The sequence below is a fragment of the Bacillus sp. 2CMS4F genome (genome assembly GCF_023161785.1).
In the GTDB taxonomy this organism is placed as follows: Bacteria; Bacillota; Bacilli; order Bacillales; family Bacillaceae; genus Bacillus; species Bacillus halotolerans.
Map to the genome: position 1 here is coordinate 1 of NZ_JALNTO010000019.1, position 24,115 is coordinate 24,115.

Genomic DNA, 24,115 nt, shown 5'->3' on the forward strand with positions numbered 1-24,115 from the left:
CGGTAGTTCAGTTGGTTAGAATGCCTGCCTGTCACGCAGGAGGTCGCGGGTTCGAGTCCCGTCCGGACCGCCATTTATTGTAAACGAAACGATCATGTTTTCGTTTTTTTTTGTGTTTTCTTTTATTACATCTTTTGCTTGGTATGATAGCCAAGCTTTCTTTATATCGGCAATATCTTGGATATTTCACCATAATCCGATACACTAGATACAGTACATATAAAACATAATCAGACCAAAAGGAGGTTTGGTTAATGGATGAGTTTGATTTAATTAATAGTATTACTCCGCGGACCATTCACCATTCTTCCGTTGATGTAGGAATTGGAGACGATGCCGCTCTTTACACAGCGAAAAACGGTGTGCAGGAAATTGTATGTGTCGATACAATGGTAGAGGACGTGCATTTTAAATTAAGCTATTCTTCGCCGGAGGACATTGGATATAAGGCGTTGGCTATAAATATAAGTGATATTGCCGCAATGGGAGGTATTCCTAAGTTTTATTTAGTGTCTCTTGCGGTGCCTTCAAAATGGACGGCATCAGAAATCAAGGCAATGTATGAAGGAATGAATGAACTGGCGAAACTATACTGTATGGACCTGATTGGCGGTGATACAGTTTCTACTAACGATAAACTAGTCGTCACAGTGACTGTGATTGGGGAAGTTGAAAAGGGACGTGCCTGTTTGCGCAGTTTGGCAAAGCCGAATGATATTGTCTTTGTAACTGGTGAAATCGGTTCTTCTGCCGCTGGACTTTCATTGCTGCTAAAAGAGACCTCCCATCCGGAAACATCATTTGAAACAGATTACTTTATCAATAGGCATAAAAGGCCTCACCCAAGAGTGAGTGTTGGCAGACTATGCTCGAACGTTCAGCGTGTGGCTCTTAATGATATTAGTGACGGATTGGCAAGTGAATTGCATGAAATTGCTGAATCCAGCTCTGTTTCAATAGAAATTGACGAGAGCCTTCTTCCAGTTCATCCGGACTTGCCTAAGTTAAATTCCAAATGGAAGGAATGGGCTTTGTTTGGCGGAGAGGATTTTGAGCTGACTGGGACGATCTCAAAGGAAGACTGGGAAGTGTTACAGCAGGAGTGCAGCAGACTTCAACTGCCAATTACAAAGATTGGATGTGTCCGTGAAAAGACAGAATCCAATGTCGTATTAAAGACAGATGAAGAAACAATGACTTTAGAGAAAAAAGGATATAATCATTTTAAATAAGACGGGTGACTCGTGTGAAGCAATTAAAATGGAGAACTGTAAATCCTGAAGAAACAAAAGCGATTGCGAAGCTGACTGCATCGTTTTCAAAGCCAGGGGACGTCCTGACATTAGAGGGCGATTTAGGAGCTGGGAAAACAACCTTTACAAAAGGTTTTGCTGAAGGACTCGGAATTACACGTGTTGTAAACAGTCCGACGTTTACGATCATAAAAGAATATAACGGTGGTTCACTTCCTCTTTATCATATGGATGTATACAGAATGGAAGACGAGAGTGAAGATTTAGGACTTGATGAATATTTTCATGGACAAGGTGTCTGCTTAGTGGAATGGGCGCATTTAATTGAAGAGCAGCTTCCGCAGGAGCGACTGCAAATTGTCATTAAAAGAGCTGGTGATGATGAAAGAGAGATCACCTTTACAGCTGTGGGGAATCGGTATGAAATGCTTTGTGAGGAGATAAGTAGACATGACAATATTAGCAATTGATACATCGAATTATACTTTAGGCATAGCGCTGCTTCGGGATAACACTGTCATAGCAGAATACATCACTTATTTAAAAAAGAATCACTCTGTGAGAGCGATGCCTGCTGTTCATTCTTTGCTGAATGATTGTGATACAACCCCGCAGGATCTTTCTAAAATTGTTGTCGCAAAAGGTCCTGGCTCGTACACAGGAGTGAGAATCGGTGTAACCATTGCCAAAACGCTTGCCTGGTCTTTAAACATTCCGATTTCTGCTGTTTCAAGTCTTGAAGCGCTGGCGGCAAATGGACGTCACTTTGACGGTCTGATCAGCCCTATATTTGATGCGAGACGCGGACAGGTGTATACAGGTCTTTATGAATATAAAAACGGTCTTTTAGAACAGGCTGTGCCGGATCAAAATGTGATGCTGACAGAGTGGCTGGAGATGCTAAAAGAGAAGGATCGCCCTGTTTTGTTTTTAGGATATGATACATCCATACACAAGGAGACGATACTGGATGTATTAGGGACAAAAGGAATCATAGGGGCTGCGGTTCAGCATAATCCCCGCCCTTCAGAATTGGCTTACTTGGGTGCGGATAGGGAAGCTGCTGATATTCACGGGCTTGTGCCGGATTATTTACGGCTTGCAGAAGCTGAAGCGAAATGGATTGAAAGTCAAAAGTAGGGTGGTAGGATGAAAACAAAAGCAGCAGTCAGAAAAATGCAGCTTGATGATGTTGATCGCGTATACGAAATTGAAACATCCTCCTTTACGTCTCCCTGGACGAAGGATTCGTTTTATCATGAATTGCTTGAAAATCCGTATGCCCACTATCTCGTGATTGAAAAGGACGATTGTATCGCGGGTTATTGCGGGATTTGGATTGTGATGGACGACGCCCAAATCACAAATATAGCGATTAAACCAGAGTATAGGGGCCAGTCTTTAGGAGAAGCACTTTTTCGCTCAGCTCTCGAGCTTTGTAAAGAAAAAGAGGCGAGGCGGCTTTCGCTTGAAGTGAGGGTTTCCAATCACCCTGCTCAAAGTTTATATAAAAAGTTCGGGATGCAGCCCGGCGGAATAAGAAAGAACTATTATACTGATAACGGGGAAGATGCGTTAATTATGTGGGTGATGATAAATGAATGAGCAAAAAGATCTTTATATATTGGGAATCGAAACGAGCTGCGATGAAACGGCAGCAGCTATTGTAAAAAACGGAACAGAAATCGTCTCGAACGTTGTGGCCTCTCAAATTGAAAGCCATAAACGATTCGGAGGGGTTGTGCCGGAAATTGCATCAAGACATCATGTAGAGCAAATCACTTTAGTGATCGAAGAGGCTTTCCGTAAAGCAGACATGACATACCGTGACATAGATGCGATTGCAGTTACTGAAGGCCCGGGATTGGTGGGAGCACTGCTAATCGGGGTAAACGCCGCTAAAGCATTGAGCTTTGCGCATCAGATTCCGTTAGTTGGAGTCCATCATATCGCGGGCCATATATACGCAAACCGTTTGGTAGAAGAGATTGTTTTTCCAGCGCTTGCATTGGTCGTTTCCGGCGGCCATACTGAATTGGTTTATATGAAAGAACACGGTTCATTTGAAGTAATCGGGGAAACACTCGATGACGCAGCGGGGGAAGCTTATGACAAAGTGGCGAGAACAATGGGTCTCCCGTATCCAGGCGGACCGCAGATTGACAAGCTTGCGGAATCAGGGAATGACACTATTCCTCTGCCTCGCGCATGGCTTGAAGAAGGTTCTTATAATTTCAGCTTCAGCGGGCTGAAATCAGCTGTGATCAATACGCTTCATAACGCGTCTCAAAAAGGACAGGAAATTGCGCCGGAAGATCTTTCTGCCAGTTTTCAGAATAGCGTCATTGATGTCTTAGTGACAAAAACGGCACGCGCTGCAAAGGAATATGGTGTCAAACAGGTTCTTTTGGCCGGCGGAGTAGCTGCAAACAGAGGACTCAGAGCTGCGTTACAGAAGGAATTTTCCCAGCATGAGGGGACGGCGCTCATCATCCCTCCGCTATCCTTATGTACGGATAATGCTGCAATGATTGCTGCGGCCGGTACAATTGCTTTTGAAAAAGGGATTCGCGGATCATATGATATGAATGGCCAGCCTGGTCTTGAATTGACTTCTTACCAAGGTCTCACGACATAATGGCGTGAGGCTTTTTTGTTGTTATTAACAGATAATTCTCAATTTATCCACATATCTGTGAGTAATTATGGAGATATAGATGGATAAAGGGGTTGAGAGGCTGTTAATAAAGTGGATAAATTCAGAATATTTTGTGGATGCTGTGTATAAACCGCTTTCTTCGTTTGCTTATAAGGCTATTTTCTGTGGATAAAAAGCACCTCTAAAAAAGAGGTGCTTGACTTTTTTAATCTTCTTCTGTGGATAGTTCTTCCCATTCTGATAATAGGTTTTCCAATTCTTGATTGAGTTTCTCGTTGTCAGCGTGGATAGCTTGTACCTTTTCGTGGTCCTGATATACTTCCGGATCACAAAGTAATTCATCATTGTGACTGATTTTTTCTTCTATGGTTTGAACTGTCGTTTCAATTTCTTCTATGCGTCTGAGTCGTTGGCGTTCTTTCTTTTTCCATTCTTTTTCTTCCTCATAAGAACGCTTAGAGTCGGATTTCATTGCAGCCGTTGCCTTTTCAGTTTCCTCTTGCTGTTTCATTTTCTCCAATTCCAGCTGCTGTGTTTTTTTCTCTGTATAATAATCGTAATCTCCGAGATATTCTTCAATATGGTTTGGAGAAAGCTCATATACCCTTGTTGCGATTCTGTTAATAAAATATCTGTCATGTGAGACAAATAACAATGTGCCCGGATAATCGATCAAGGCGTTTTCGAGAACTTCTTTGCTGTCTAAGTCTAGATGGTTCGTCGGCTCATCAAGAATGAGAAAGTTAGCTTTTTGCAGCATCAGCTTTGCCAGGGCCACTCTTGCTTTTTCGCCCCCGCTTAGGGAATAGACGGGTTTAAGCACATCATCCCCGGAGAATAAGAAATTTCCGAGGCACGTTCTGATTTCTTTCTCTTGAAGCTCCGGATACTCGTCCCACAGCTCATCAATGACGCGTTTAGAGGAAGTCAGCTCAGCCTGTTCCTGGTCATAGTAACCGACACTGACATTTGAACCGTACGCTATTGTTCCTTGATCCGGCTTCAGTGTGTTTATTAATGTTTTCAGCAAGGTTGATTTTCCGATTCCGTTGGGACCTACAAGAGCGGCGCTTTCTCCTCTTGTTAGCCTAAACGACACATCTGTCAGAAGCGGCGGCTGGTTTTCATAGCTGATGGCCAGATCCTGAACCCGCAGGACCTCGTTCCCGCTCTGTTTTGTAATGTCGAAATGAAAATTTGCTGATTTTTCGTCGCCGAGCGGTTTTGACATGACGTCCATCCGTTCAAGCTGTTTCCGGCGGCTTTGTGCTCTTTTTGTCGTTGAGGCTCTCGCTAGATTTCGGTCTACAAAGTCCTGCAGCTTGGCGATTTCACCCTGCTGTTTTTCATACAGCTTAAGATCCTTTTCATATTGGGCAGCTTTTTGGTCTAGATAAGCGCTGTAGTTGCCGTGATACTTTTTGCTTTCTGATCTTGATACCTCGTACACCTGGTTCACCACTTTGTCTAAAAAGTAGCGGTCGTGAGAAACAATCAGAATAGCGCCTGAATAGCCTTGTAAATAATGTTCAAGCCAGGTCAGCGTATCAATATCCAGATGGTTGGTCGGCTCATCTAGAATGAGAAGGTCAGGCTGTGTTAACAGAAGCTTACCCAAGGCCAGTCTTGTTTTCTGACCTCCGCTCAGGCTTTGCACCTGTGTTGAATCGTCAAAATGGCTGAAGCCGAGACCGTGCAGCACAGATCTGACATCTGCTTCATATTGATAGCCGCCTTTATCTTTAAATTCCTGTTGCAGGCGGTCGTAGGTTTTCATGATGCTTTCCAGTTCACTTGGGTCAGCTGCCGCCATTTTTTCTTCTATGTTTCGCATTTCTTTTTCCATCGCTTTTAAGTGATCAAAAACAGTCAGCAGCTCTTCTTTTATGGTAAGCTTAGAATCCAAGCCGGTATGCTGGGCCAAATAGCCCATTGTGATATCTTTCGGCTTGATCATTTCACCCTTTTCATATGAAAGGTGACCTGCGATAATTTTAAGGAGTGTAGATTTCCCAGCGCCGTTTCTTCCTACAATTGCGACGCGATCACGGTTTCTGACTTCCAGCTTTATATTGTTTAAAATAGTATCAGCACCAAATGATTTGGAAAGCTGATTAATTTGTAAGATCATCATATTATTTCACCTCTGCTATAATAAGTTAAGTGTAGCTTATGAACCAGAACTCAGCAAACAATACATTGGCCGAATAAGACATAGAGAAGAAAATAGTGTATGATCTGTTTAAGGAGAGTTTTTACTATGAATGGATTTTCTCATTTTAATGAACAGGGCAGAGCCCAGATGGTGGATATCAGCGAAAAATCTTCGACTGTCCGTACTGCGGCGGCTGTATCAAGCGTACACATGAAGAGTGAAGTGTACGAGAAAATAAAAAGCCATGATATCGGCAAAGGAGATGTACTTGCTGTCGCTCAGGTAGCGGGCATTATGGCTGCGAAACAAACATCAAATATCATTCCGATGTGCCATCCGCTATCCTTGAGCGGAGTCGATATTTCGTTTGACTGGAAAATAAAAGAAACAGAAGTTATACTTCATATAAAAGCACAGGTCAAAACAAAAGGGAGTACAGGTGTGGAAATGGAAGCGCTAACTTCTGCATCGGTGTGTGCCCTTACTGTTTACGATATGTGCAAGGCGCTTGATAAGGGGATGGTCATCGGCCCTACCTGCTTGCTGGAAAAGACAGGCGGGAAAAACGGTGACTTTAAAAGAGAACTATCCGAGTATAATTTGGAGGACCAAAAATGAATAAGGATCAATCAAAAATTCCGCAGGCGACGGCAAAACGGCTGCCGCTTTATTATCGCTTTTTAAAGAATCTGCATGCGTCAGGAAAACAGCGTGTATCATCCGCTGAACTCAGCGATGCCGTAAAGGTTGATTCTGCCACGATTCGCAGGGATTTTTCCTATTTTGGAGCTCTTGGCAAAAAAGGATACGGATATAATGTCGATTATTTGCTGTCATTTTTCCGAAAAACGCTGGATCAGGATGAAATGACAGACGTTATCCTGATTGGTGTCGGAAACTTAGGAACAGCGTTTCTTCACTATAATTTCACAAAAAATAATAACACAAAAATTTCTATGGCTTTTGATATAAATGAGAGTAAAATAGGAACTGAGGTAGGCGGTGTGCCCGTCTTTAACCTCGATGATCTTGAAAAACATGTAACAGGCGAATCAGTTGCCATTCTGACAGTGCCCGCAGTTGCGGCCCAATCGATTACCGACAGATTGGTTGCGTTAGGGATCAAGGGTATTCTTAATTTTACGCCGGCCCGTTTGAATGTGCCGGAACACATTCGAATTCATCATATAGATTTAGCTGTAGAGCTGCAGTCACTGGTTTATTTCTTGAAGCATTATTCTGTTTTAGAGGAAATCGAGTAACCGGAAAGGAGGAGCCCAAATATGCCGATCGGTCCTGGAAGCCTTGCTGTTATCGCAATCGTTGCTCTGATTATCTTTGGTCCCAAAAAGCTGCCTGAGTTGGGAAAAGCGGCTGGAGACACACTTCGTGAATTCAAAAACGCTACTAAAGGATTAGCAAGTGATGATGAGGAAAAAAAGAAAGAGAATCAGTAAGTTAGGATGACACAAATGAAAGTGAATCAAATGTCGCTGCTGGAGCATATTGCGGAGCTTCGAAAACGATTGCTGGTTGTGGCGCTGGCGTTTGTCGTTTTCTTTATCGCGGGATTTTTTTTAGCGAAGCCGATTATAGTGTATCTGCAAGAAACGGATGAAGCGAAGGAGCTCACGCTCAACGCGTTTAATCTGACAGACCCGCTTTATGTGTTTATGCAGTTTGCGTTTATCATCGGGATTGTCCTGACTTCGCCGGTTATTCTTTATCAGCTTTGGGCTTTTGTGAGCCCGGGCCTCTATGAAAAGGAGCGCAAAGTAACGCTCAGCTACATTCCGATCTCTATTTTGCTGTTTTTAGCGGGTTTATCTTTTTCCTATTATATTTTATTTCCTTTTGTTGTCGATTTTATGAAACGGATCTCTCAGGATTTGAATGTCACTCAGGTGATTGGAATTAATGAATATTTTCATTTTCTTCTGCAGCTGACGATTCCATTTGGACTGTTGTTTCAAATGCCGGTCATCCTTATGTTTTTGACAAGGCTTGGAATTGTGACACCGATGTTCTTAGCGAAAATCAGAAAGTATGCGTACTTTACGCTGCTTGTGATTGCTGCTCTGATTACACCACCTGAGCTTTTGTCTCATATGATGGTGACTGTTCCGCTCTTGATTTTGTATGAAATCAGTATTTTAATATCGAAGGCTGCCTATCGGAAAGCGCAGAAAAGCAGTGCTGCCGATCAGGACGTTTCTTCTTAGCCAACATAAAAAATCCATTTCTCGTAGAAGAGAAATGGATTTTCTTTATTTCTGGTTCTTCTTTATTTTAAAAGAAAAGGCGAACATCTTAAAAGAAATGCTGATGTTGTATGCAGCGAACACCATCAGCAGGATGGAGTAAAATGACCATATGCTGCCTGGCGAGCTTGCGGCGAGATAAGTAAAGATGCACCCTACGGCAAAGTAGATCATTCCCCACACTATCGGGTTTCTCATGAAAATAATCCTCCAATAATCAATTGCATTTGTGTGCTTTGCTGTTCAAGGTATTTCTGAACAGGCTCAAGCTGCATAATGACGACGAATGTATTCATCATTACATGGGCGAAAATCGGCACCCAAATCCGTTTGGTTCTCGCATATAGAAATGCAAAGGTAAAGCCCATTGCCGTATACAGCAGAAGGTGCGTCAAATCAGCATGAACAATTCCGAAAATAATGGAGCTGATCAGTCCGGCAATAAAGAAATTTGTTTTTTCGTACAGCGCGCCGAAAATGATTTTTCTGAAGATGATTTCTTCTAATATAGGCCCGATGATAGAAGAAACGATAATCATGAGCGGAACTGCCTGAATCACATCCAGGATGGCTTTTGTATTTTCTGATTCTCTTCCGATGCCAAATACATAATATTCAATAGAACCGGCTATTCCTTGAGAGAAAAGGGCTATGAAAAAACCGGCTATCGCCCAAAGGATCGAAAGTCCGACCGAGTCTTTCTTTTCGTTTCGCAGCGTAGTTTTAGGCACAGTTCTGAGAATGAGCAAAACAACAATCAGACAGGCAATAAAACTGATGACGGACCATAATCCCTGCGCGTACAGCAGATTTTCTTTTGTGGGCTGTCCTCCCGCATAACCGAATTTAAATAACAAGGGAATCCCGATTACTGCGGAAAACTGCATGATGATATATGTCAAAATAATAAACCAATACTGTTTTCTCAAATGGTATGTACTCCTTTGTTAAATGGGTTTCTTTTGTCTACAGCTATTGTAACATAATTGAATCGGGGGTGAAAAAGCCAAGGGATATCTGAGCGGAAAAGAATGATGTAAGCGTGAAAAATTTTTTATCTTATCACTTGAAATTGGAAGTGAGATTCTTTATTATAAGAATTGTGTTAGCACTCTTTAGTGCTGAGTGCTAAAATTACATATTCATACTATTGAGGAGGTTATTACATTGTTAAAGCCATTAGGTGATCGCGTTGTCATTGAACTCGTAGAATCTGAAGAAAAAACTGCCAGCGGAATTGTGTTACCGGATTCTGCAAAAGAAAAGCCGCAAGAAGGCAAAATCGTGGCAGCTGGTTCAGGTCGCGTGTTAGAAAGCGGAGAGCGCGTTGCTTTAGAAGTAAAAGAGGGCGACCGCATTATCTTCTCAAAATACGCAGGTACTGAAGTGAAATACGAAGGTACTGAATACTTAATCTTACGTGAAAGCGACATTTTAGCTGTTATCGGCTAATTCTTAAATAAACAAATACTTAAAAATTCGAGGAGGTTTCGTACACATGGCAAAAGATATTAAGTTTAGTGAAGAAGCTCGCCGCGCAATGCTTCGCGGTGTTGATGCACTTGCTGATGCTGTAAAAGTAACTTTAGGACCAAAAGGACGCAACGTGGTTCTAGAGAAAAAATTCGGTTCTCCGTTAATCACTAATGACGGTGTAACAATCGCTAAAGAAATCGAACTTGAAGACGCGTTTGAAAACATGGGTGCTAAGCTTGTAGCTGAAGTAGCCAGCAAAACAAACGACGTTGCCGGTGACGGTACAACAACTGCGACAGTTCTTGCGCAAGCAATGATCCGTGAAGGCCTTAAAAACGTTACAGCAGGCGCTAACCCTGTAGGCGTGCGTAAAGGTATGGAACAAGCTGTAAACGTTGCGATCGAGAATCTGAAAGAAATTTCTAAGCCAATTGAAGGCAAAGAATCTATCGCTCAGGTTGCTGCGATCTCTGCTGCTGATGAGGAAGTCGGAAGCCTTATCGCTGAAGCAATGGAGCGCGTAGGCAACGACGGCGTTATCACAATCGAAGAGTCTAAAGGCTTCACAACTGAGCTTGAAGTTGTTGAAGGTATGCAATTTGACCGCGGATATGCGTCTCCTTACATGGTAACTGATTCTGATAAGATGGAAGCGGTTCTTGACAATCCTTACATCTTAATCACAGACAAAAAAATCACAAACATTCAAGAAATCCTCCCTGTGCTTGAGCAGGTTGTTCAGCAAGGCAAACCATTGCTTCTGATCGCTGAGGATGTTGAAGGTGAAGCTCTAGCAACACTTGTTGTGAACAAACTTCGCGGCACATTCAACGCAGTGGCTGTTAAAGCTCCTGGATTCGGTGACCGCCGTAAAGCAATGCTTGAAGACATCGCTGTCCTTACTGGCGGAGAAGTCATCACAGAAGACCTTGGCCTTGACCTGAAATCTACTGAAATCGGACAATTGGGACGCGCTTCTAAAGTTGTGGTTACAAAAGAAAACACAACAATCGTTGAAGGCGCTGGCGAAACAGATAAAATTTCTGCACGCGTCACTCAAATCCGCGCTCAAGTGGAAGAAACAACTTCTGAGTTCGACAGAGAAAAATTACAAGAGCGTCTTGCTAAACTTGCTGGCGGCGTAGCTGTCATCAAAGTCGGCGCTGCAACTGAAACTGAGCTGAAAGAGCGTAAACTTCGCATCGAAGACGCCCTGAACTCAACTCGTGCAGCTGTTGAAGAAGGCATCGTATCCGGCGGTGGTACAGCGCTTGTAAACGTATATAACAAAGTCGCTGCAGTTGAAGCTGAAGGTGATGCGCAAACAGGTATCAACATCGTGCTTCGCGCACTTGAAGAGCCAATCCGTCAAATCGCACACAACGCTGGTCTTGAAGGATCTGTCATCGTTGAGCGCCTCAAAAACGAAGAAATCGGCGTAGGCTTCAACGCTGCAACTGGCGAATGGGTAAACATGATTGAAAAAGGTATCGTTGACCCAACGAAAGTAACACGCTCTGCACTGCAAAACGCAGCTTCTGTAGCAGCAATGCTCTTAACAACTGAAGCTGTTGTCGCTGACAAACCGGAAGAAAATGCCGGCGGCGCAGGAATGCCTGACATGGGCGGCATGGGCGGTATGGGCGGAATGATGTAACCCGACAAAAAATCCTTGATAAACAAGGGTTTGTCGGCAACGGACGTCATTTTTGATGCCCTTTTGATGCCATTTATAGATTTTCGAGGCTTCTCATGAGTTCACTGAACTTGTGAGAGGCTTCTTTTTTTTTCTGTCTTTTGTGGTTTGATTTTTTTAGCACTGTTTTATATCGATTTTCAATAGTTTTGATAAACGGTAGGTAACCTCGATATAGACTATTCTATCGACTAAAATACAAAATTCTCATCATACAATTCATGCTTTATTTGCACCTTGACTTTGTTTTGATTTACTTTGTGATTTTTAATGACGCGCAGGACCTCGTCTTCGACTGCTGAAAACCAGAAGTGAGTTGAATTCCATCGTCTCAAAAAATAACACGAGGCATTATTTGGAATGCAGCGAGAAGGTTCCAGCCTATTCTGGGCTTATCCATGATATTATGAGCGGACTAAAACAAAAGTGAAACAATAAGTAATTGAAATAATAAGAGCCCTTATCCACAAAGAGGAAGGGCATTGAGTTATTTATTTTTGGTCATTTTCTATATCCATTCACTTATGGGGTTGAAAATTATTCGTCCCAACCTCTGTTACCTTTCTCTCTATTGCAGACAGGAGACAATATTGGTATACTCTCATACGACAAAAAAGACCCCGTTATCTAGATAAATAGTGCCACCAACATTCTTAGACGTTTTCCCCTAGGAAAGCACTCAAAGAGAAATCCTGTTAAAAAGTCTATTTGTGCTGCTTTTTTTAGCTACTAAAGACAATGTTTTCCTTGTAATAAGGAAATCGTCTTTTGTGTTAAATATAAAGAGCGACAGAATAATGACATCTGATCCCAAAAATTCACTTTCGATGGAGTTAGATTCGTCCAACAACATCTTGATAAAATCCGTCCCGACTCTATGGAGACAGACAATCCAATTATCAACTCTAATATTAGTTTTTTTGATTATCAAGGAGGACTTAATAGTGCATTTCTCAAAAATGATAGATCGTTTGGCTTTATATGATTTACACAGAAAAAGAAGCAAGGATAAACACTTTTCTGCTGCTTTTACAGCCAATATAGATGATAGAGAGGAAGTTTACAGTGCAAATATAGCTGATGTTTCAATTGATTTGAATAAATCTAAAAAAAGTTATAGGGTTGGTACATTTAGTTATGAATCCTTAATTCAAACTGGGAATCTTGTTAATGATACTTTAAAAGGGGAGGTTTTTTTAAATAAAAATGATCTAGATCAACCCAATGTCATCTTTGTACACGGTTGGCGCATGGATTCGTACAATAGGATCAAAAAAATATTTCATAATCGTATAATGAACGATTTAGGCTGGAACATGTATTATTATTCTCTTCCATACCATTTTGAAAGAGAACCGGAAAATTCACTGTATAGTGGCGAGTTGATGATTAGTGCAAATATTGATCGTACAATTGAGTCGACAAGACAGGCCATTGTCGATTTACGGGCGTTAATTCACTGGATAAAAGCAAATAAAAAAGGACCTGTTATCATAGTGGGAGTAAGCTTAGGGGGATGGGTTACTAATCTAATTGCAACCCTAGAATCCCAAATTGATGTAGTGGTATCAATCTTTTATGCCAATCGCCTTTCTTATTCAATATGGAACACGATCCCAGGTAAATTCATAAGAGAAGAATTAGAACAAAATGGTGTGACTTATGAAGATTTAGTGACGTATTGGAATATCACAGATGCTAGTCAAGCTTTACCGAAAGTTAATAAAGATAACATTCTGCTGATTTCTGCTAAACACGATCAGTATATTGACTTAAAAGATGCAGATTCTTTATGGGAAAGTTGGGGGAAACCGGAAAGATATGTATATAATTGTGGTCATTCCGGCATTGTTCTTTGTCGCAAAAAGCTGGCAAATGATACGCTTTCCTTTATACAAGAAAGAATACATACGGGAAAATCTGGTTCAGTACATTTGTAGACCTAATAAGAAACGAAAGGCCAGCTGCGACTTCAGTTGGCCTTTCCTATTTATAATAAGGAAACTGAGTGAGATTGCTGACAGGACTACTATGCGTTTTCCTTAATCACCATTGCCAGTTCTTCCACCTCACCCCGAATCCCAATCGCAGGCTCCCACGAATCAATCAAACGAATCGCCTTTTGATTTGATTCCATAGCTTCCGCATGATCTCCTTTACGATGCAACAGCTGCGCCATCCCATAATAATAATAAATCAACTCAACCTGATTCGCGTTATGTTTGTCATAAAGCATTTGCTCAAAAGCTTCTTCCGCTTTCTCAAACTGACCACATTTCACGTAAGCGACACCCAGATTGAAATAGGCTTCTATCGTTTTTTCGCCCCCATACATGGAACTGATTTGATTTGCCGCTTCGTATAATTGAATGGCTTCTTCATTATGACCTTTCGCAAAGCCCAGATCTCCGCGAACCAATAGAACTCTGTGCTGAATCGCAGGGGAAATCGGTTTATCTTTGATTTCGGTTAAAATCGCTTCTGCTTTTTCATGACTTCCGGCTTTTAAAAACAGCCTCGATTGCAGTGCGAGTCCCCATACCTTTAGATCGTGAACGTCTTGCTCTTCAGTGTCTGATTGTTCCAGAATCTTCAGTCCGTCTACAATTTGTTGAAGTGCCCCGTCTAAATCATTGACTTCCATCAGTGCCCAGCCTGCTGTGTCGATTCGGAAGAACGCTTCTAGCGTGTGTTTGCCTAATTGATGGGCTGCGTTGGCGGCTTTGCGTCCGTATTCGATACGCAGGGGCAGGTTGATTCTGCTTAGAAAATGGCTGATGCGGGTGATGAGTTCAATTAAGATTTCATTTTGTCCGGTTTCACTTGACCATTTGATCACCTTTAGGATGTTTGGCCATTCTTTTTTGATTTGGTCCAAATCACGTCCCAAGAGATAGCTCCAATAGATAGAGTTTGGCTGTTCCCGCTTTAAGTGGGTTTCTGCATAATGAATATAATAGTGCGCCCAGCGGCTGCGGGCTTCTTTTTCATACTTCTGATTTTCGGATAAGTGCTGTTCTCCGTAGGCGACAACGGTTTGATGGGCGAAGTACTGTGTACTTCCTTTGCTTCGTTCGGGCTGAATCAGAGCAAAAGACCGCATTTGTTCAACTGCGTAATGGAAACGGCGAGCGTCTAATCCGGCTGCTGCCGCCAGGCTTTTTTCATCTGGCGGCTTGCTGAAAAAGCATAGCGCCTGCCATAGCTTCCGGGTGTCTTCATTGCATCTGTGCCATGTGCGCCCAAATAGAAAATCAAACAGATCTAATAGTGAGTAGCCTGCTTTTCCGAGCTCATGAATCAGCTGCCGAGCGGGCATGTCATCGTCTGACATATAGGCGATGCTGAGTGCCATGGCTTTCGGGTTTCCAGCAGTTGCTGAAATGAACTCGCTCTTCAGTTCTGGAGACAGTTCCAGCAGCTGCGCCAGCTTTGCTCGTTTAGTTGGGTCGTTGCACATTTGCAGGCAGCGGTTCACTTCTTGATGAAAATATTCTAGGGCATCTGTTTGGTCAAGGCCGCTCAGCTGGATGGTTACCATTTCTCCGAAGCCTTCCCGATAGGTTTGCTTCAAGTTTTCACGTGCTGTGAGGAGGACTTTCACGCCTTGGGGCAGGCTGGTGATAAATTCGTGAATGTCTCTTTCGGCAGTGTCTATGCTGTCCACGATCAGCAGTACCGGTTTTTCTCTGGTGTAATTGGCCAAAGCATTGCGGACGACAAATCGTTTTTCGTTTATGGATTTATCAATTTGTTCCGTTCGCCCGAGCTGGTATGCAATCGTATTTAAAAAATCGCTAAAGCTTAATCCTTTCCAATCAGCACTGAGCCAGATGATGCTGTTGAATGCCGGCCAATCTGAGGAATCGCCGATACAGGAATAGGCTGCTTCTAGAGCAGTTGTCGTTTTTCCCATGCCTGCCCATCCGGTAATTAAACAGACGGGTGATGGGGAAAGCATCCATTGCCGTATCGCCTCGATGTCAAATCTCCGTCCTATAAAGTGACCCGACCAGCGTGACGGTAAGTTGTGTGTCAAAGGCATCTGTTCTGTAAGCGCATTCGTTTTATGGTCGAGAATATCGGGAAATAAACGTTTGACTGTTTTTTCAATATCTTGATCAAGCGGTGCTCCGAATGAGTTGTCCTGCCGTACTATTTTCGCTTTTTTAAGGCATGAGGCCGCCCATACAGGCAGTGCAGGTTTGATTACCGGTATAGTGGTGGTCTCAAGCAGGTCGGTAAACCACTGTATATTCATATCGGTTTTTTCAAGAATGATCCAGATCATTCCGAACAGTTTTCCGTCTTCGATTCTTCCGGGGACATAGTTCACACCCATCTGTCCGATCCAGCTTTTAATCGTGTTTGGGGAAACTCCCAGCTGGTGTGAAATGTTGTCTAAATAAGACTGTCCTGTTTTTTCGTTCTTATTCCTTCTGACTTTATAATCTGGATGAAGTTTTAATGACTTTACGCCAGGTGCCAGCAATTCCGCAAATTGTTTTCGATCTTCAAGTTCAGCCATAAAACCTGCACCTCCTATTAGTACTATTTTATCAATCCTGCTAGTTTTGTATATGAAAAATCAAAAAGTACAGTGCGGCTGTCCTTTTATACAGCAGGAAAGGCTGTTGAACGTGCTGAAAAGCAGATAAAATGAGGGCAGTAACAGAAAACGCAAAAATGTATGCACTTACATTTCTTGAGAAGCGGCCATATGCCGTTAGAAGTATTCATAAAGAAAGGAATTTGCCGTAATGACTCACACAGTACCTAAAACCATGAAAGCTGCTATTATGCATAACACAAGAGAAATCAGAATAGAAACATTGCCTGTACCTGACATCAGCCATGATGAAGTATTGATTAAGGTAATGGCTGTCGGGATTTGCGGATCGGATCTGCATTACTATACAAACGGCAGAATAGGCAATTATGTAGTGGAGAAGCCATTTATCCTCGGACATGAGTGCGCGGGAGAAATCGCGGCTGTCGGCTCGTCTGTTGATCAATTCAAAGTCGGTGACCGCGTCGCTGTGGAACCTGGTGTTACGTGCGGACGCTGTGAAGCGTGCAAAGAAGGGCGTTATAACCTTTGTCCGGATGTACAGTTTTTGGCCACACCGCCGGTAGACGGCGCGTTTGTACAATATATCAAAATCAGACAGGACTTTGTTTTCTCCATTCCAGATTCACTTTCCTATGAGGATGCTGCCTTGATTGAACCGTTTTCTGTCGGCATTCATGCAGCGGCGAGAACGAAGCTTCAGCCAGGATCAACGATTGCGATTATGGGGATGGGCCCTGTTGGATTAATGGCTGTCGCGGCCGCTAAAGCATTTGGAGCAAGTACAATCATTGTGACCGACTTAGAGCCGCTGCGGTTAAATGCCTCGAAAAAAATGGGAGCTACTCATGTGATTAATATCCGTGAACAGGATGCTCTTGAAGAAATTAAAAAAATCACAAATGATAGAGGCGTTGACGTTGCTTGGGAAACAGCGGGGAATCCTGCGGCACTGCAATCTGCATTGGCTTCTGTACGACGCGGCGGAAAGCTTGCGATTGTCGGTTTGCCTTCTCAGAATGAAATTCCGCTAAATGTGCCATTTATCGCAGACAATGAGATTGATATATACGGCATCTTCCGTTATGCCAATACGTATCCAAAAGGAATTGAATTCCTTGCTTCGGGTATTGTTGACACGAAGCACCTTGTGACGGATCAATATGCGCTGGAGCATACGCAAGAGGCGATGGAGCGGGCACTGCAATTTAAGAATGAATGTTTAAAAGTGATGGTTTATCCGAATAGCTGAGTGAACAGGGAGAATCTCGTATTCTCCCTCTTATTTACTGGATTTGTACTCAATATTGAAAACGGATTCATGGGGTGGAAAAGATGATTCAAACAGAAAAAGCAACGGTAATGAAGGCGAAACATCAAACAAAATCCAGTGCCGGTCTGTCCTGGCTTGAACGAATCGGGTACGGCTTCGGTGATATGTCGTATAATATTGTGTTTCAATTTGTAAACGCATACCTGCTGTTTTATTATACCGACATCGGCGGCATACAGCCTGCGGTCATCGCCACATTATTTCTTGTTGTGCGGGTGCTGGATGCTATTTTTGACCCGATTATGGGGGTTATTTTAGATAAAACGAACACAAGGTGGGGAAAGGCAAGGCCTTATCTGCTATGGGTTGCATTTCCTTTCGCATTATTTACTGTCCTGTGTTTCACCACTCCTCACTTTGGAGCAACGGGAAACATCATATATGCGTATATTACCTATATTCTGCTCGGCATGTCCTTTAGTATGCAAACGATTCCAGTGAACAGCTTAACGGGCCGGATTACGAATTCTGTAAAAGAAAGAACGGTATTAACAACGACTCGTATGATCTTGGTTTATGTCGGAATCCTTCTATCCATCTCCTGTGCAACACCGCTTGCAGCAGCTTTGGGAGGAGAGAACCAGGCATTTGGGTTTCAGATGACGGCTCTCGTCTATGCCATTGTAAGCATCGCTTTGAATCTCTTTAGTTTCTTTACTGTGCGTGAGCGGATTGCGCCTAAGAAAACAAAGAAACAGGGAATGAAAAAGACGTTATCCGTTTTGTTTCAAAACAAACCTTTGCTGATTCTAACGTCATCATTTTTAGCATTTGCAATCGGGTTTAATATTAAAATCAGTACAATGGTGTACTACTTTACGTATAACGTGAATCAAAAGGAATTGGTGTTCTTTGGAACCGTTTTATTTTTTGGCGCAGCCCTCATCAGTAACTTGTTTATTCCATACTTTTCTGAGAAATGGGGCAGGAAAAATGTGATGATCATATCGGCTGCTTTGTCACTGATCTCGTATGCAGGTCTGCATTTTACGGCGTATTCTTCGGTGACGCTCATTTTCATCTGGCTATTTGCTTCAGGGTTCTTTACAACCCCTTTAAATACGCTTGCTTGGGGAATGGTTGCCGATTGTGTTGATTATGCGGAATGGAAGACAGGGGTTCGTGCCGACGGAGTGGTGATTTCCAGTATGAGTTTTATCAATAAGTTAGGTGTTGCACTGGCCGGTTCGTTTTCTGCCATCTATTTAGGAATCGCAGGATATGTGGCGAATACTGATCAAACCGTGACGTCACTGAATGCGATTAAACATATGAATGCCTTAATTCCGGGTCTATTTATTTTACTCTCTATCATCATCATAGCCTTTTATCCTTTAACTGAAAAAAGATATAAACAGATCATCACTGAGCTTGAGAAGAAATCCAGGTAAGTGAATATATTTAATATTTCTAATATTCGATGTAAAAGGTTGTATTTATGACTGAAAGTAATATACTGAGACTGTAATCTAGAATATGTAAAAAGAGTGTGATAACATGCGAAGTCAGTCTGTTGTTTGTATTGGGGAGTTATTGATCGATTTCTTTTGTACCGATGTGGACGTTGATTTAAAGAAAGGGCGTCAATTTTTAAAAAGTGCCGGCGGTGCACCGGCTAATGTGTCAGCGGCGATTGCCAAGCTGGGAGGGGACGCTGCTTTCGCAGGAAAAGTAGGGAAGGATCCCTTTGGGTATTTTCTGAAGCAAACGTTAGATGCTGTTCATGTTGATACCTCTATGCTGGTGATGGATGAGAAAGCACCTACAACGCTTGCTTTTGTTTCATTAAAGAATAATGGAGAGCGCGATTTTGTTTTCAATAGAGGCGCGGATGCTCTGTTTACGATCGAAGATGTCGATCAGGATAAAATGAATCAAGCGAAAATCCTTCATTTTGGCTCAGCGACGGCATTGTTATCTGATCCATTTTGTACAGCCTATTTACGGCTTATGTCCATTGCGAAGGATAACGGGCAATTTCTTTCATTTGATCCTAACTATCGAGGGGATTTATGGAAGGGAAGAGTCTCTGAGTTTGTTAGTGCTGCAAAAAAAGCCATTGCTTTAAGTGATTTTGTTAAGGTGAGTGACGAGGAGCTGGAGATCATCACTGGTGCGAAGGATCATGAAGAGGGCGTCAATATCCTCCATGGTATCGGAGCCAAGATGGTTGCCGTGACCCTTGGGAAAAACGGAACATTGCTGTCTAATGGCAAGGAACATGAAATCATTCCGAGTATTCCTGTCACTTCGATTGATTCTACAGGAGCGGGAGACGCTTTTGTCGGAGCGGCTTTATTCAAATTAGCTGGTACAGATAAGGTTCAGTCGGCAGAAACTGATTTTGAGCAGCTGCGTGATATCGTGTCTTTTGCCAATAAGGTGGGCGCTCTTGTCTGCACCAAAATTGGAGCGATTGATGCGCTGCCGCGTATGGAAGAGATTGAAGCTTCTTTATCTTTGTAATAAAAATAGAGGATGTTTCTTAAAAGTCTTTTTGACTTTTGGGAGGCATCCTCTTTTTTAGCCCTTACTCTTGTGCAGGCCACTTACGCGCACCCGCTTGAACAATGCCCAAAAGCAATTGCCGCCGTTCTTTTAAAGATTTGACCGCTGTTCGAAATGTTTGCTCCGATAGGGTTGGGATGCCGCAATCCCTTAGCTTCAAGAGGCTGGGCTCCGGCGGTTCTTGTTCAGCCGGATGGATATATGCTGTATGAACGGTGTCTAAGTAGTTTTTGACACTTGAGCGCGCTTCTTTTATGTGGAGCTGATTCGGAAGGTACTGCTTTGGAATGCCATATGTCAAAATGGTTAACGCTTCATCCAATACAGTGACTGCAATGACGGAAGATTCCTCGCGCTGTGTGCTATGGTAAAAATGAAGAATAGGGAAGGCGTTATGCTGAGCGGTCAGCTTTCCCAGCTCTGAAGAAAATGTGACGAGAAGCAAATCCATGTCGTGAAAATGTCTCCCGTTCCACGCAGTTTGGACAATCGCTGTTCCGTTATGCCCAAGACTCAGTACACTCTGGGCGAATGAGCGCTTTTGATTAACCGCACTCAAGACAGAAATCAAGTACGTGACAGAAAAAGTAATCGTAAGCAGACCTTCAGCTGTAGCACCGACTGTCACAAGCTTCCAAAGGGCACCGTTCGGTGTAAGGTCACCATTTCCTAATGTAAACATCACATATCCAGAAAAATAAGCCCGGTCTGACCAGGAGGCTGGTTCTTTACTTTGAGTAACTACGAGAGAGTGAGGATCACTTGAGAAGATAAAAGTCCAGCCGCTCCAAAATAAACCGATCCACACCAATAATGTCATGCATAACAGCAGCGGCCCTGCCGTACTGAGAACCTTTGCGTGATCTCCGCTGATCTTACGGAAGCCTTTCCACAGCCATGCAGACAAACATCTTGTGATCGGACCGGCTCCGCTTTCAAGCCATAATGTTGTCCATATAAAATCAATCATCCCCGCTGCCAACAATAAAATTCCTGCAAAGATATAAATCTCATTCAATTTTATTGCCTCCTCCTATTCAATAAGAGCCAGCCATTTAGCCATCTTTATTTTCCTCTTCTATTTCCTTTTATCTTGAATCTGAAACAATCATTTGAATGTTTGAGCAGCGAATCATGCAGAGAAGATTTGTGCAGGAGAAGTTACCCAACACTTACTCATTTTGATGAAGACAGAAATGAAACAGAAATTCACAGATAATACATACTGATTCCACATTTCCGGCAAGAAAAAAGTTCAATTTCCCCATAAAGTGGTCATTTTACTGACGTGAAGTTAAGGAATTTTCAGAAATTTATATTGACTGAAAGCGTTTTTGAAATTATGATAATATCAGAAGTGACAAATATATTACTATGATATTACTATAACAACACTATAAAGTGACTATAAAATAACAATTCATTAAGTCAGACACCAAAAATATACCCATTGTTGTTTAGTAATAAATGAAATCGCTTCCAAAACCATTGACTTCAACACATGCTGAAAAAGAAGGGAAGGTTATAAAGCCAGTGAAAAAAGACATTTTGAACTTTTTTCTGCGGCCTGCTCACGGCATTTGAGGAAGGCGGCAGCCCTAGAATACGTTTTTGAAATACGCAGTGACCGATTTTGAAAAAGACTGGGGGAAACGGTATGAATACAAAAGGCAGTCAAATGTCATTTTTACGCACAATTATTTTAGTTTCGACTTTCGGCGGGCTTCTCTTCGGTTATGATACCGGGGTATTAAATGGAGCTTTACCATATATGGGTGAGCCTGATCAGCTTAATCTTAATGCTTTCACAGAGGGGCTCGTCACCAGTTCTCTTCTTTTTGGAGCTGCACTTGGAGCTGTGCTTGGCGGAAGAATGTCTGATTTTAACGGACGCCGTAAAAATATTCTTTTCCTCGCCATTATATTTTTTATCTCAACGATTGGGTGTACACTGGCTCCAAACGTAACAATCATGATCATCTCCCGTTTTGTGCTTGGAATTGCCGTCGGGGGCGCATCAGTGACGGTGCCTGCTTATTTAGCGGAAATGTCACCTGTGGAAAGCAGAGGACGGATGGTGACCCAGAATGAATTAATGATTGTATCCGGACAGCTGTTGGCCTTTGTTTTTAATGCCATCCTCGGGACGACAATGGGAGACAGCTCCAATGTATGGAGATTTATGCTCGTGATAGCGTCTCTTCCGGCCATATTCCTGTTTTTTGGAATGATCAGAATGCCTGAGAGTCCTCGCTGGCTTGTTTCAAAAGGAAGGAATGAAGATGCTTTAGGGGTTTTGAAGAAAATCAGGGACGAAAAACGCGCTGCTTCTGAGCTGGCTGAAATTGAATCCGCTTTCAAAAGAGAGGATAAACTTGAGAAAGCTACGTTTAAAGATCTTGCAGTGCCATGGGTGCGCCGGATTGTATTTATAGGAATCGGAATTGCAATTGTACAGCAAATTACGGGTGTAAACTCCATCATGTATTACGGCACTGAAATTTTAAGAGATTCCGGATTCCAAACGGAAGCAGCGCTGATTGGAAATATTGCCAATGGTGTGATCTCCGTCCTGGCCACGTTCGTCGGAATTTGGCTGCTCGGTAAAGTCGGTCGCCGGCCGATGCTGATTACAGGGCTGATCGGAACGACAACGGCATTGCTGCTGATCGGGATATTTTCACTTGTGCTGGAAGGATCGCCTGTGCTTCCATATGTGGTTCTGTCATTAACGGTTTCGTTCCTGGCGTTTCAGCAGGGTGCGATTTCACCAGTGACATGGCTGATGCTTTCAGAAATTTTCCCGCTGCGCCTTCGCGGTCTGGGAATGGGTGTTACGGTATTCTGCTTGTGGATGGTCAATTTCGCAGTCAGCCTGACATTCCCTATTTTGATGGCAGGCATTGGGTTATCAACAACGTTCTTCATCTTCGTTGCGCTGGGAATTTGCTCGATTCTGTTTGTGAACAAGTTTTTACCGGAAACAAAAGGTCTTTCGCTTGAGCAGCTTGAGGAAAGCTTCCGTGCTCATGATCGCAGTGAGGTTAAAGAAGAGTCCGGCGCTGAAGTGATTGGCTAAGTGGAATAAAAAGAATCCGCATTCAAGTGCGGATTCTTTTTTTGTATGTTTAGTTTGGTCTGACAAGGATTTTCACTTGGTTTTTCTCTTTGATCAGAGCTCCGAAGCCTTCTTCGATTAAATCGTCTAAGACGATCTTTTTCGTAACGAGTTTATCGGCTGAGAAATAGCCTTCTTTCATTAATGACAATACAGCTGGGAATACGTCACGGTACCCGATGATTCCTTTCACTGTACGCTCTTTGATTACGATATCGTTTGGATGAATTTCAGCGCCTTTTTCCCAGATGCTGACGATCACTGTCTCACCGGCGATTGTTGTAGATTGGATCGCTTGGCGTAAAACGACTGGAACCCCGGTTACTTCAAAGGCTACGTCAACGCCGCCTCCTGTAAGGTCTGCGATATGTGCCACTACATCGTCTGTTTTGGACGGATCCACGATAATGGCGCCGAGCTCCTCAGCTTTTTGCTGGCGCTCAGGTGAGAGCTCAACAGCATAAATTTCAGTAGCACCCGCAGCTTTCAGCGCTTCAATGACAAGAAGTCCGATCGGGCCGCAGCCGAATACAGCCGCTTTGTCACCGGCTTTGATTTTGCTTGAGCGGACAGCGTATAAAGCGACCGCAGAAGGTTCAACGAGTGCGCCTTGTTCATATGATAATTCCTCAGGAAGTTTGAATAACAGCTCTTCATCTACAGAAACGTATTCAGAGAATCCGCCGCCGCCTCCGGCTAAGCCGAGGAATCCCATTTGTTCATCAAGGTTGTACGCACCCTGATGTCCGTGTGTTGCAAAAATCGGTTCCACAACGACTCGGTCTCCGACTTTATAGTTTTCAACGCCTTCCCCGACTTCAACAACTTCACCGGAGAATTCATGCCCCATTGTGACAGGTGCTGTTTCTTTTGTTAAAGGATGGGGTTTGTCCACCGGGATAAAGATCGGGCCTCCTAAATACTCGTGTAAATCACTGCCGCAGATGCCGCACCATTTGACTTTGATCTTGACTTTTCCCGGTTCCGCTTTTGGCTCTTCAATATTTTCAATACGGATATCCTTTTGGTTATGCCATCTAGCTGCCTTCATGGATTACCACTCCTATATCTTTTGATATGAGTAAT

At 42.9% G+C, this 24,115-nt stretch carries 22 protein-coding genes and 1 pseudogene; 17 read left to right on the top strand and 6 right to left on the bottom strand.

All coding sequences use genetic code 11. The features are described 5' to 3' along the window. Positions 1–254 precede the first annotated feature (254 nt). The 5 genes from thiL to tsaD are packed head-to-tail and all read left to right on the top strand — an operon-like array spanning position 255 to position 3,891. Positions 255–1,232: a thiamine-phosphate kinase gene (gene thiL, locus MTN95_RS19550; protein ID WP_248339744.1), complete on the top strand. Its 978-nt coding sequence runs from the start codon at positions 255–257 to the stop codon at positions 1,230–1,232. A 14-nt stretch (positions 1,233–1,246) separates the two neighbouring features. Continuing rightward, positions 1,247–1,723 carry a tRNA (adenosine(37)-N6)-threonylcarbamoyltransferase complex ATPase subunit type 1 TsaE gene (gene tsaE / locus MTN95_RS19555; protein WP_248339747.1) on the top strand — a complete coding sequence of 159 codons (477 nt, stop codon included), beginning with the start codon at positions 1,247–1,249 and terminating at the stop codon, positions 1,721–1,723. Then, positions 1,704–2,393, top strand: a complete 690-nt coding sequence (gene tsaB / locus MTN95_RS19560; RefSeq protein WP_248339751.1) for a tRNA (adenosine(37)-N6)-threonylcarbamoyltransferase complex dimerization subunit type 1 TsaB — start codon at positions 1,704–1,706, stop codon at positions 2,391–2,393. Before tsaE ends, tsaB begins: the two co-directional genes overlap by 20 nt. 9 nt (positions 2,394–2,402) lie before the next feature. Next, positions 2,403–2,858: a ribosomal protein S18-alanine N-acetyltransferase gene (gene rimI / locus MTN95_RS19565; RefSeq protein ID WP_105954698.1), complete on the top strand. Its 456-nt coding sequence runs from the start codon at positions 2,403–2,405 to the stop codon at positions 2,856–2,858. Beyond that, complete coding sequence (gene tsaD / locus MTN95_RS19570) at positions 2,851–3,891, top strand: tRNA (adenosine(37)-N6)-threonylcarbamoyltransferase complex transferase subunit TsaD (protein ID WP_248339754.1); 1,041 nt, start codon at positions 2,851–2,853, stop codon at positions 3,889–3,891. Before rimI ends, tsaD begins: the two co-directional genes overlap by 8 nt. 226 nt (positions 3,892–4,117) lie before the next feature. Here tsaD and MTN95_RS19575 read toward each other — a convergent pair whose 3' ends face one another. Then, entirely contained in the window at positions 4,118–6,046 is a 1,929-nt protein-coding gene (locus MTN95_RS19575) for an ABC-F family ATP-binding cassette domain-containing protein (protein ID WP_248339755.1), read from the bottom strand. A 126-nt stretch (positions 6,047–6,172) separates the two neighbouring features. Here MTN95_RS19575 and moaC point away from each other — a divergent pair, with 126 nt between their 5' ends. From moaC to tatC, 4 genes are read left to right on the top strand one after another with little or no spacing between them, the layout of a single operon-like run. Next, the gene (moaC, locus tag MTN95_RS19580; protein ID WP_010333208.1) at positions 6,173–6,685 is read left to right on the top strand and encodes a cyclic pyranopterin monophosphate synthase MoaC; all 513 of its coding nucleotides are present in this window, start codon (positions 6,173–6,175) and stop codon (positions 6,683–6,685) included. Further along, positions 6,682–7,329, top strand: coding sequence for a redox-sensing transcriptional repressor Rex (locus tag MTN95_RS19585; RefSeq protein ID WP_105954702.1), 648 nt, complete (start codon positions 6,682–6,684; stop codon positions 7,327–7,329). The genes moaC and MTN95_RS19585 overlap by 4 nt, the downstream gene beginning before the upstream one ends. Positions 7,330–7,350: 21 nt before the next feature. Further along, a complete protein-coding gene (tatAY, locus tag MTN95_RS19590) occupies positions 7,351–7,524 on the top strand; it encodes a sec-independent protein translocase protein TatAY (protein ID WP_010333210.1) in 174 nt (57 codons plus the stop codon). A gap of 6 nt (positions 7,525–7,530) precedes the next feature. After that, positions 7,531–8,289: a twin-arginine translocase subunit TatC gene (gene tatC, locus MTN95_RS19595; RefSeq protein ID WP_082687911.1), complete on the top strand. Its 759-nt coding sequence runs from the start codon at positions 7,531–7,533 to the stop codon at positions 8,287–8,289. Between the two features lie 45 nt (positions 8,290–8,334). Here the strand turns inward: tatC and MTN95_RS19600 are convergent, their stop codons facing one another. Both MTN95_RS19600 and MTN95_RS19605 read right to left on the bottom strand, forming a co-directional pair. Then, entirely contained in the window at positions 8,335–8,526 is a 192-nt protein-coding gene (locus MTN95_RS19600; protein ID WP_202853694.1) for a DUF4305 domain-containing protein, read from the bottom strand. After that, positions 8,523–9,257, bottom strand: a complete 735-nt coding sequence (locus MTN95_RS19605; RefSeq protein ID WP_024120411.1) for a CPBP family intramembrane glutamic endopeptidase — start codon at positions 9,255–9,257, stop codon at positions 8,523–8,525. Before MTN95_RS19605 ends, MTN95_RS19600 begins: the two co-directional genes overlap by 4 nt. A gap of 238 nt (positions 9,258–9,495) precedes the next feature. On the opposite strand from MTN95_RS19605, the gene groES reads away from it, so the two are divergent. The 4 genes and pseudogenes from groES to MTN95_RS19625 all read left to right on the top strand — a co-directional run bounded on the left by groES (position 9,496) and on the right by MTN95_RS19625 (position 13,440). Then, positions 9,496–9,780: a co-chaperone GroES gene (gene groES, locus MTN95_RS19610; RefSeq protein ID WP_003155970.1), complete on the top strand. Its 285-nt coding sequence runs from the start codon at positions 9,496–9,498 to the stop codon at positions 9,778–9,780. A gap of 46 nt (positions 9,781–9,826) precedes the next feature. Further along, positions 9,827–11,461 carry a chaperonin GroEL gene (gene groL / locus MTN95_RS19615; protein ID WP_010333214.1) on the top strand — a complete coding sequence of 545 codons (1,635 nt, stop codon included), beginning with the start codon at positions 9,827–9,829 and terminating at the stop codon, positions 11,459–11,461. 809 nt (positions 11,462–12,270) lie between these two features. Further along, a pseudogene (locus tag MTN95_RS19620) lies at positions 12,271–12,606 on the top strand (abhydrolase domain-containing 18); the annotation flags it as partial. A 210-nt stretch (positions 12,607–12,816) separates the two neighbouring features. Then, positions 12,817–13,440: an alpha/beta hydrolase gene (locus MTN95_RS19625; protein ID WP_242521275.1), complete on the top strand. Its 624-nt coding sequence runs from the start codon at positions 12,817–12,819 to the stop codon at positions 13,438–13,440. Between the two features lie 89 nt (positions 13,441–13,529). On the opposite strand, the gene MTN95_RS19630 is transcribed toward MTN95_RS19625, so the two are convergent. Further along, on the bottom strand, positions 13,530–16,028 hold the full coding sequence (locus MTN95_RS19630; protein ID WP_248339756.1) for a tetratricopeptide repeat protein: 2,499 nt from the start codon (positions 16,026–16,028) through the stop codon (positions 13,530–13,532). 232 nt (positions 16,029–16,260) lie between these two features. On the opposite strand from MTN95_RS19630, the gene gutB reads away from it, so the two are divergent. The 3 genes from gutB (at position 16,261) to MTN95_RS19645 (ending at position 19,869) form a co-directional block, all read left to right on the top strand. Next, positions 16,261–17,322: an NAD(P)-dependent alcohol dehydrogenase gene (gene gutB, locus MTN95_RS19635; RefSeq protein ID WP_248339759.1), complete on the top strand. Its 1,062-nt coding sequence runs from the start codon at positions 16,261–16,263 to the stop codon at positions 17,320–17,322. An 83-nt stretch (positions 17,323–17,405) separates the two neighbouring features. Continuing rightward, positions 17,406–18,794, top strand: a complete 1,389-nt coding sequence (locus tag MTN95_RS19640) for a glycoside-pentoside-hexuronide (GPH):cation symporter (protein ID WP_248339760.1) — start codon at positions 17,406–17,408, stop codon at positions 18,792–18,794. 106 nt (positions 18,795–18,900) lie between these two features. Continuing rightward, positions 18,901–19,869, top strand: coding sequence for a carbohydrate kinase family protein (locus MTN95_RS19645; RefSeq protein ID WP_248339762.1), 969 nt, complete (start codon positions 18,901–18,903; stop codon positions 19,867–19,869). A gap of 64 nt (positions 19,870–19,933) precedes the next feature. Here the strand turns inward: MTN95_RS19645 and MTN95_RS19650 are convergent, their stop codons facing one another. Beyond that, positions 19,934–20,929, bottom strand: coding sequence for a potassium channel family protein (locus MTN95_RS19650; protein WP_101863711.1), 996 nt, complete (start codon positions 20,927–20,929; stop codon positions 19,934–19,936). Between the two features lie 639 nt (positions 20,930–21,568). On the opposite strand from MTN95_RS19650, the gene MTN95_RS19655 reads away from it, so the two are divergent. Then, positions 21,569–22,990 carry a sugar porter family MFS transporter gene (locus tag MTN95_RS19655; protein ID WP_105991260.1) on the top strand — a complete coding sequence of 474 codons (1,422 nt, stop codon included), beginning with the start codon at positions 21,569–21,571 and terminating at the stop codon, positions 22,988–22,990. Between the two features lie 49 nt (positions 22,991–23,039). Here the strand turns inward: MTN95_RS19655 and bdhA are convergent, their stop codons facing one another. Continuing rightward, positions 23,040–24,080: a (R,R)-butanediol dehydrogenase gene (gene bdhA / locus MTN95_RS19660; protein WP_024120423.1), complete on the bottom strand. Its 1,041-nt coding sequence runs from the start codon at positions 24,078–24,080 to the stop codon at positions 23,040–23,042. Positions 24,081–24,115 lie beyond the last annotated feature (35 nt).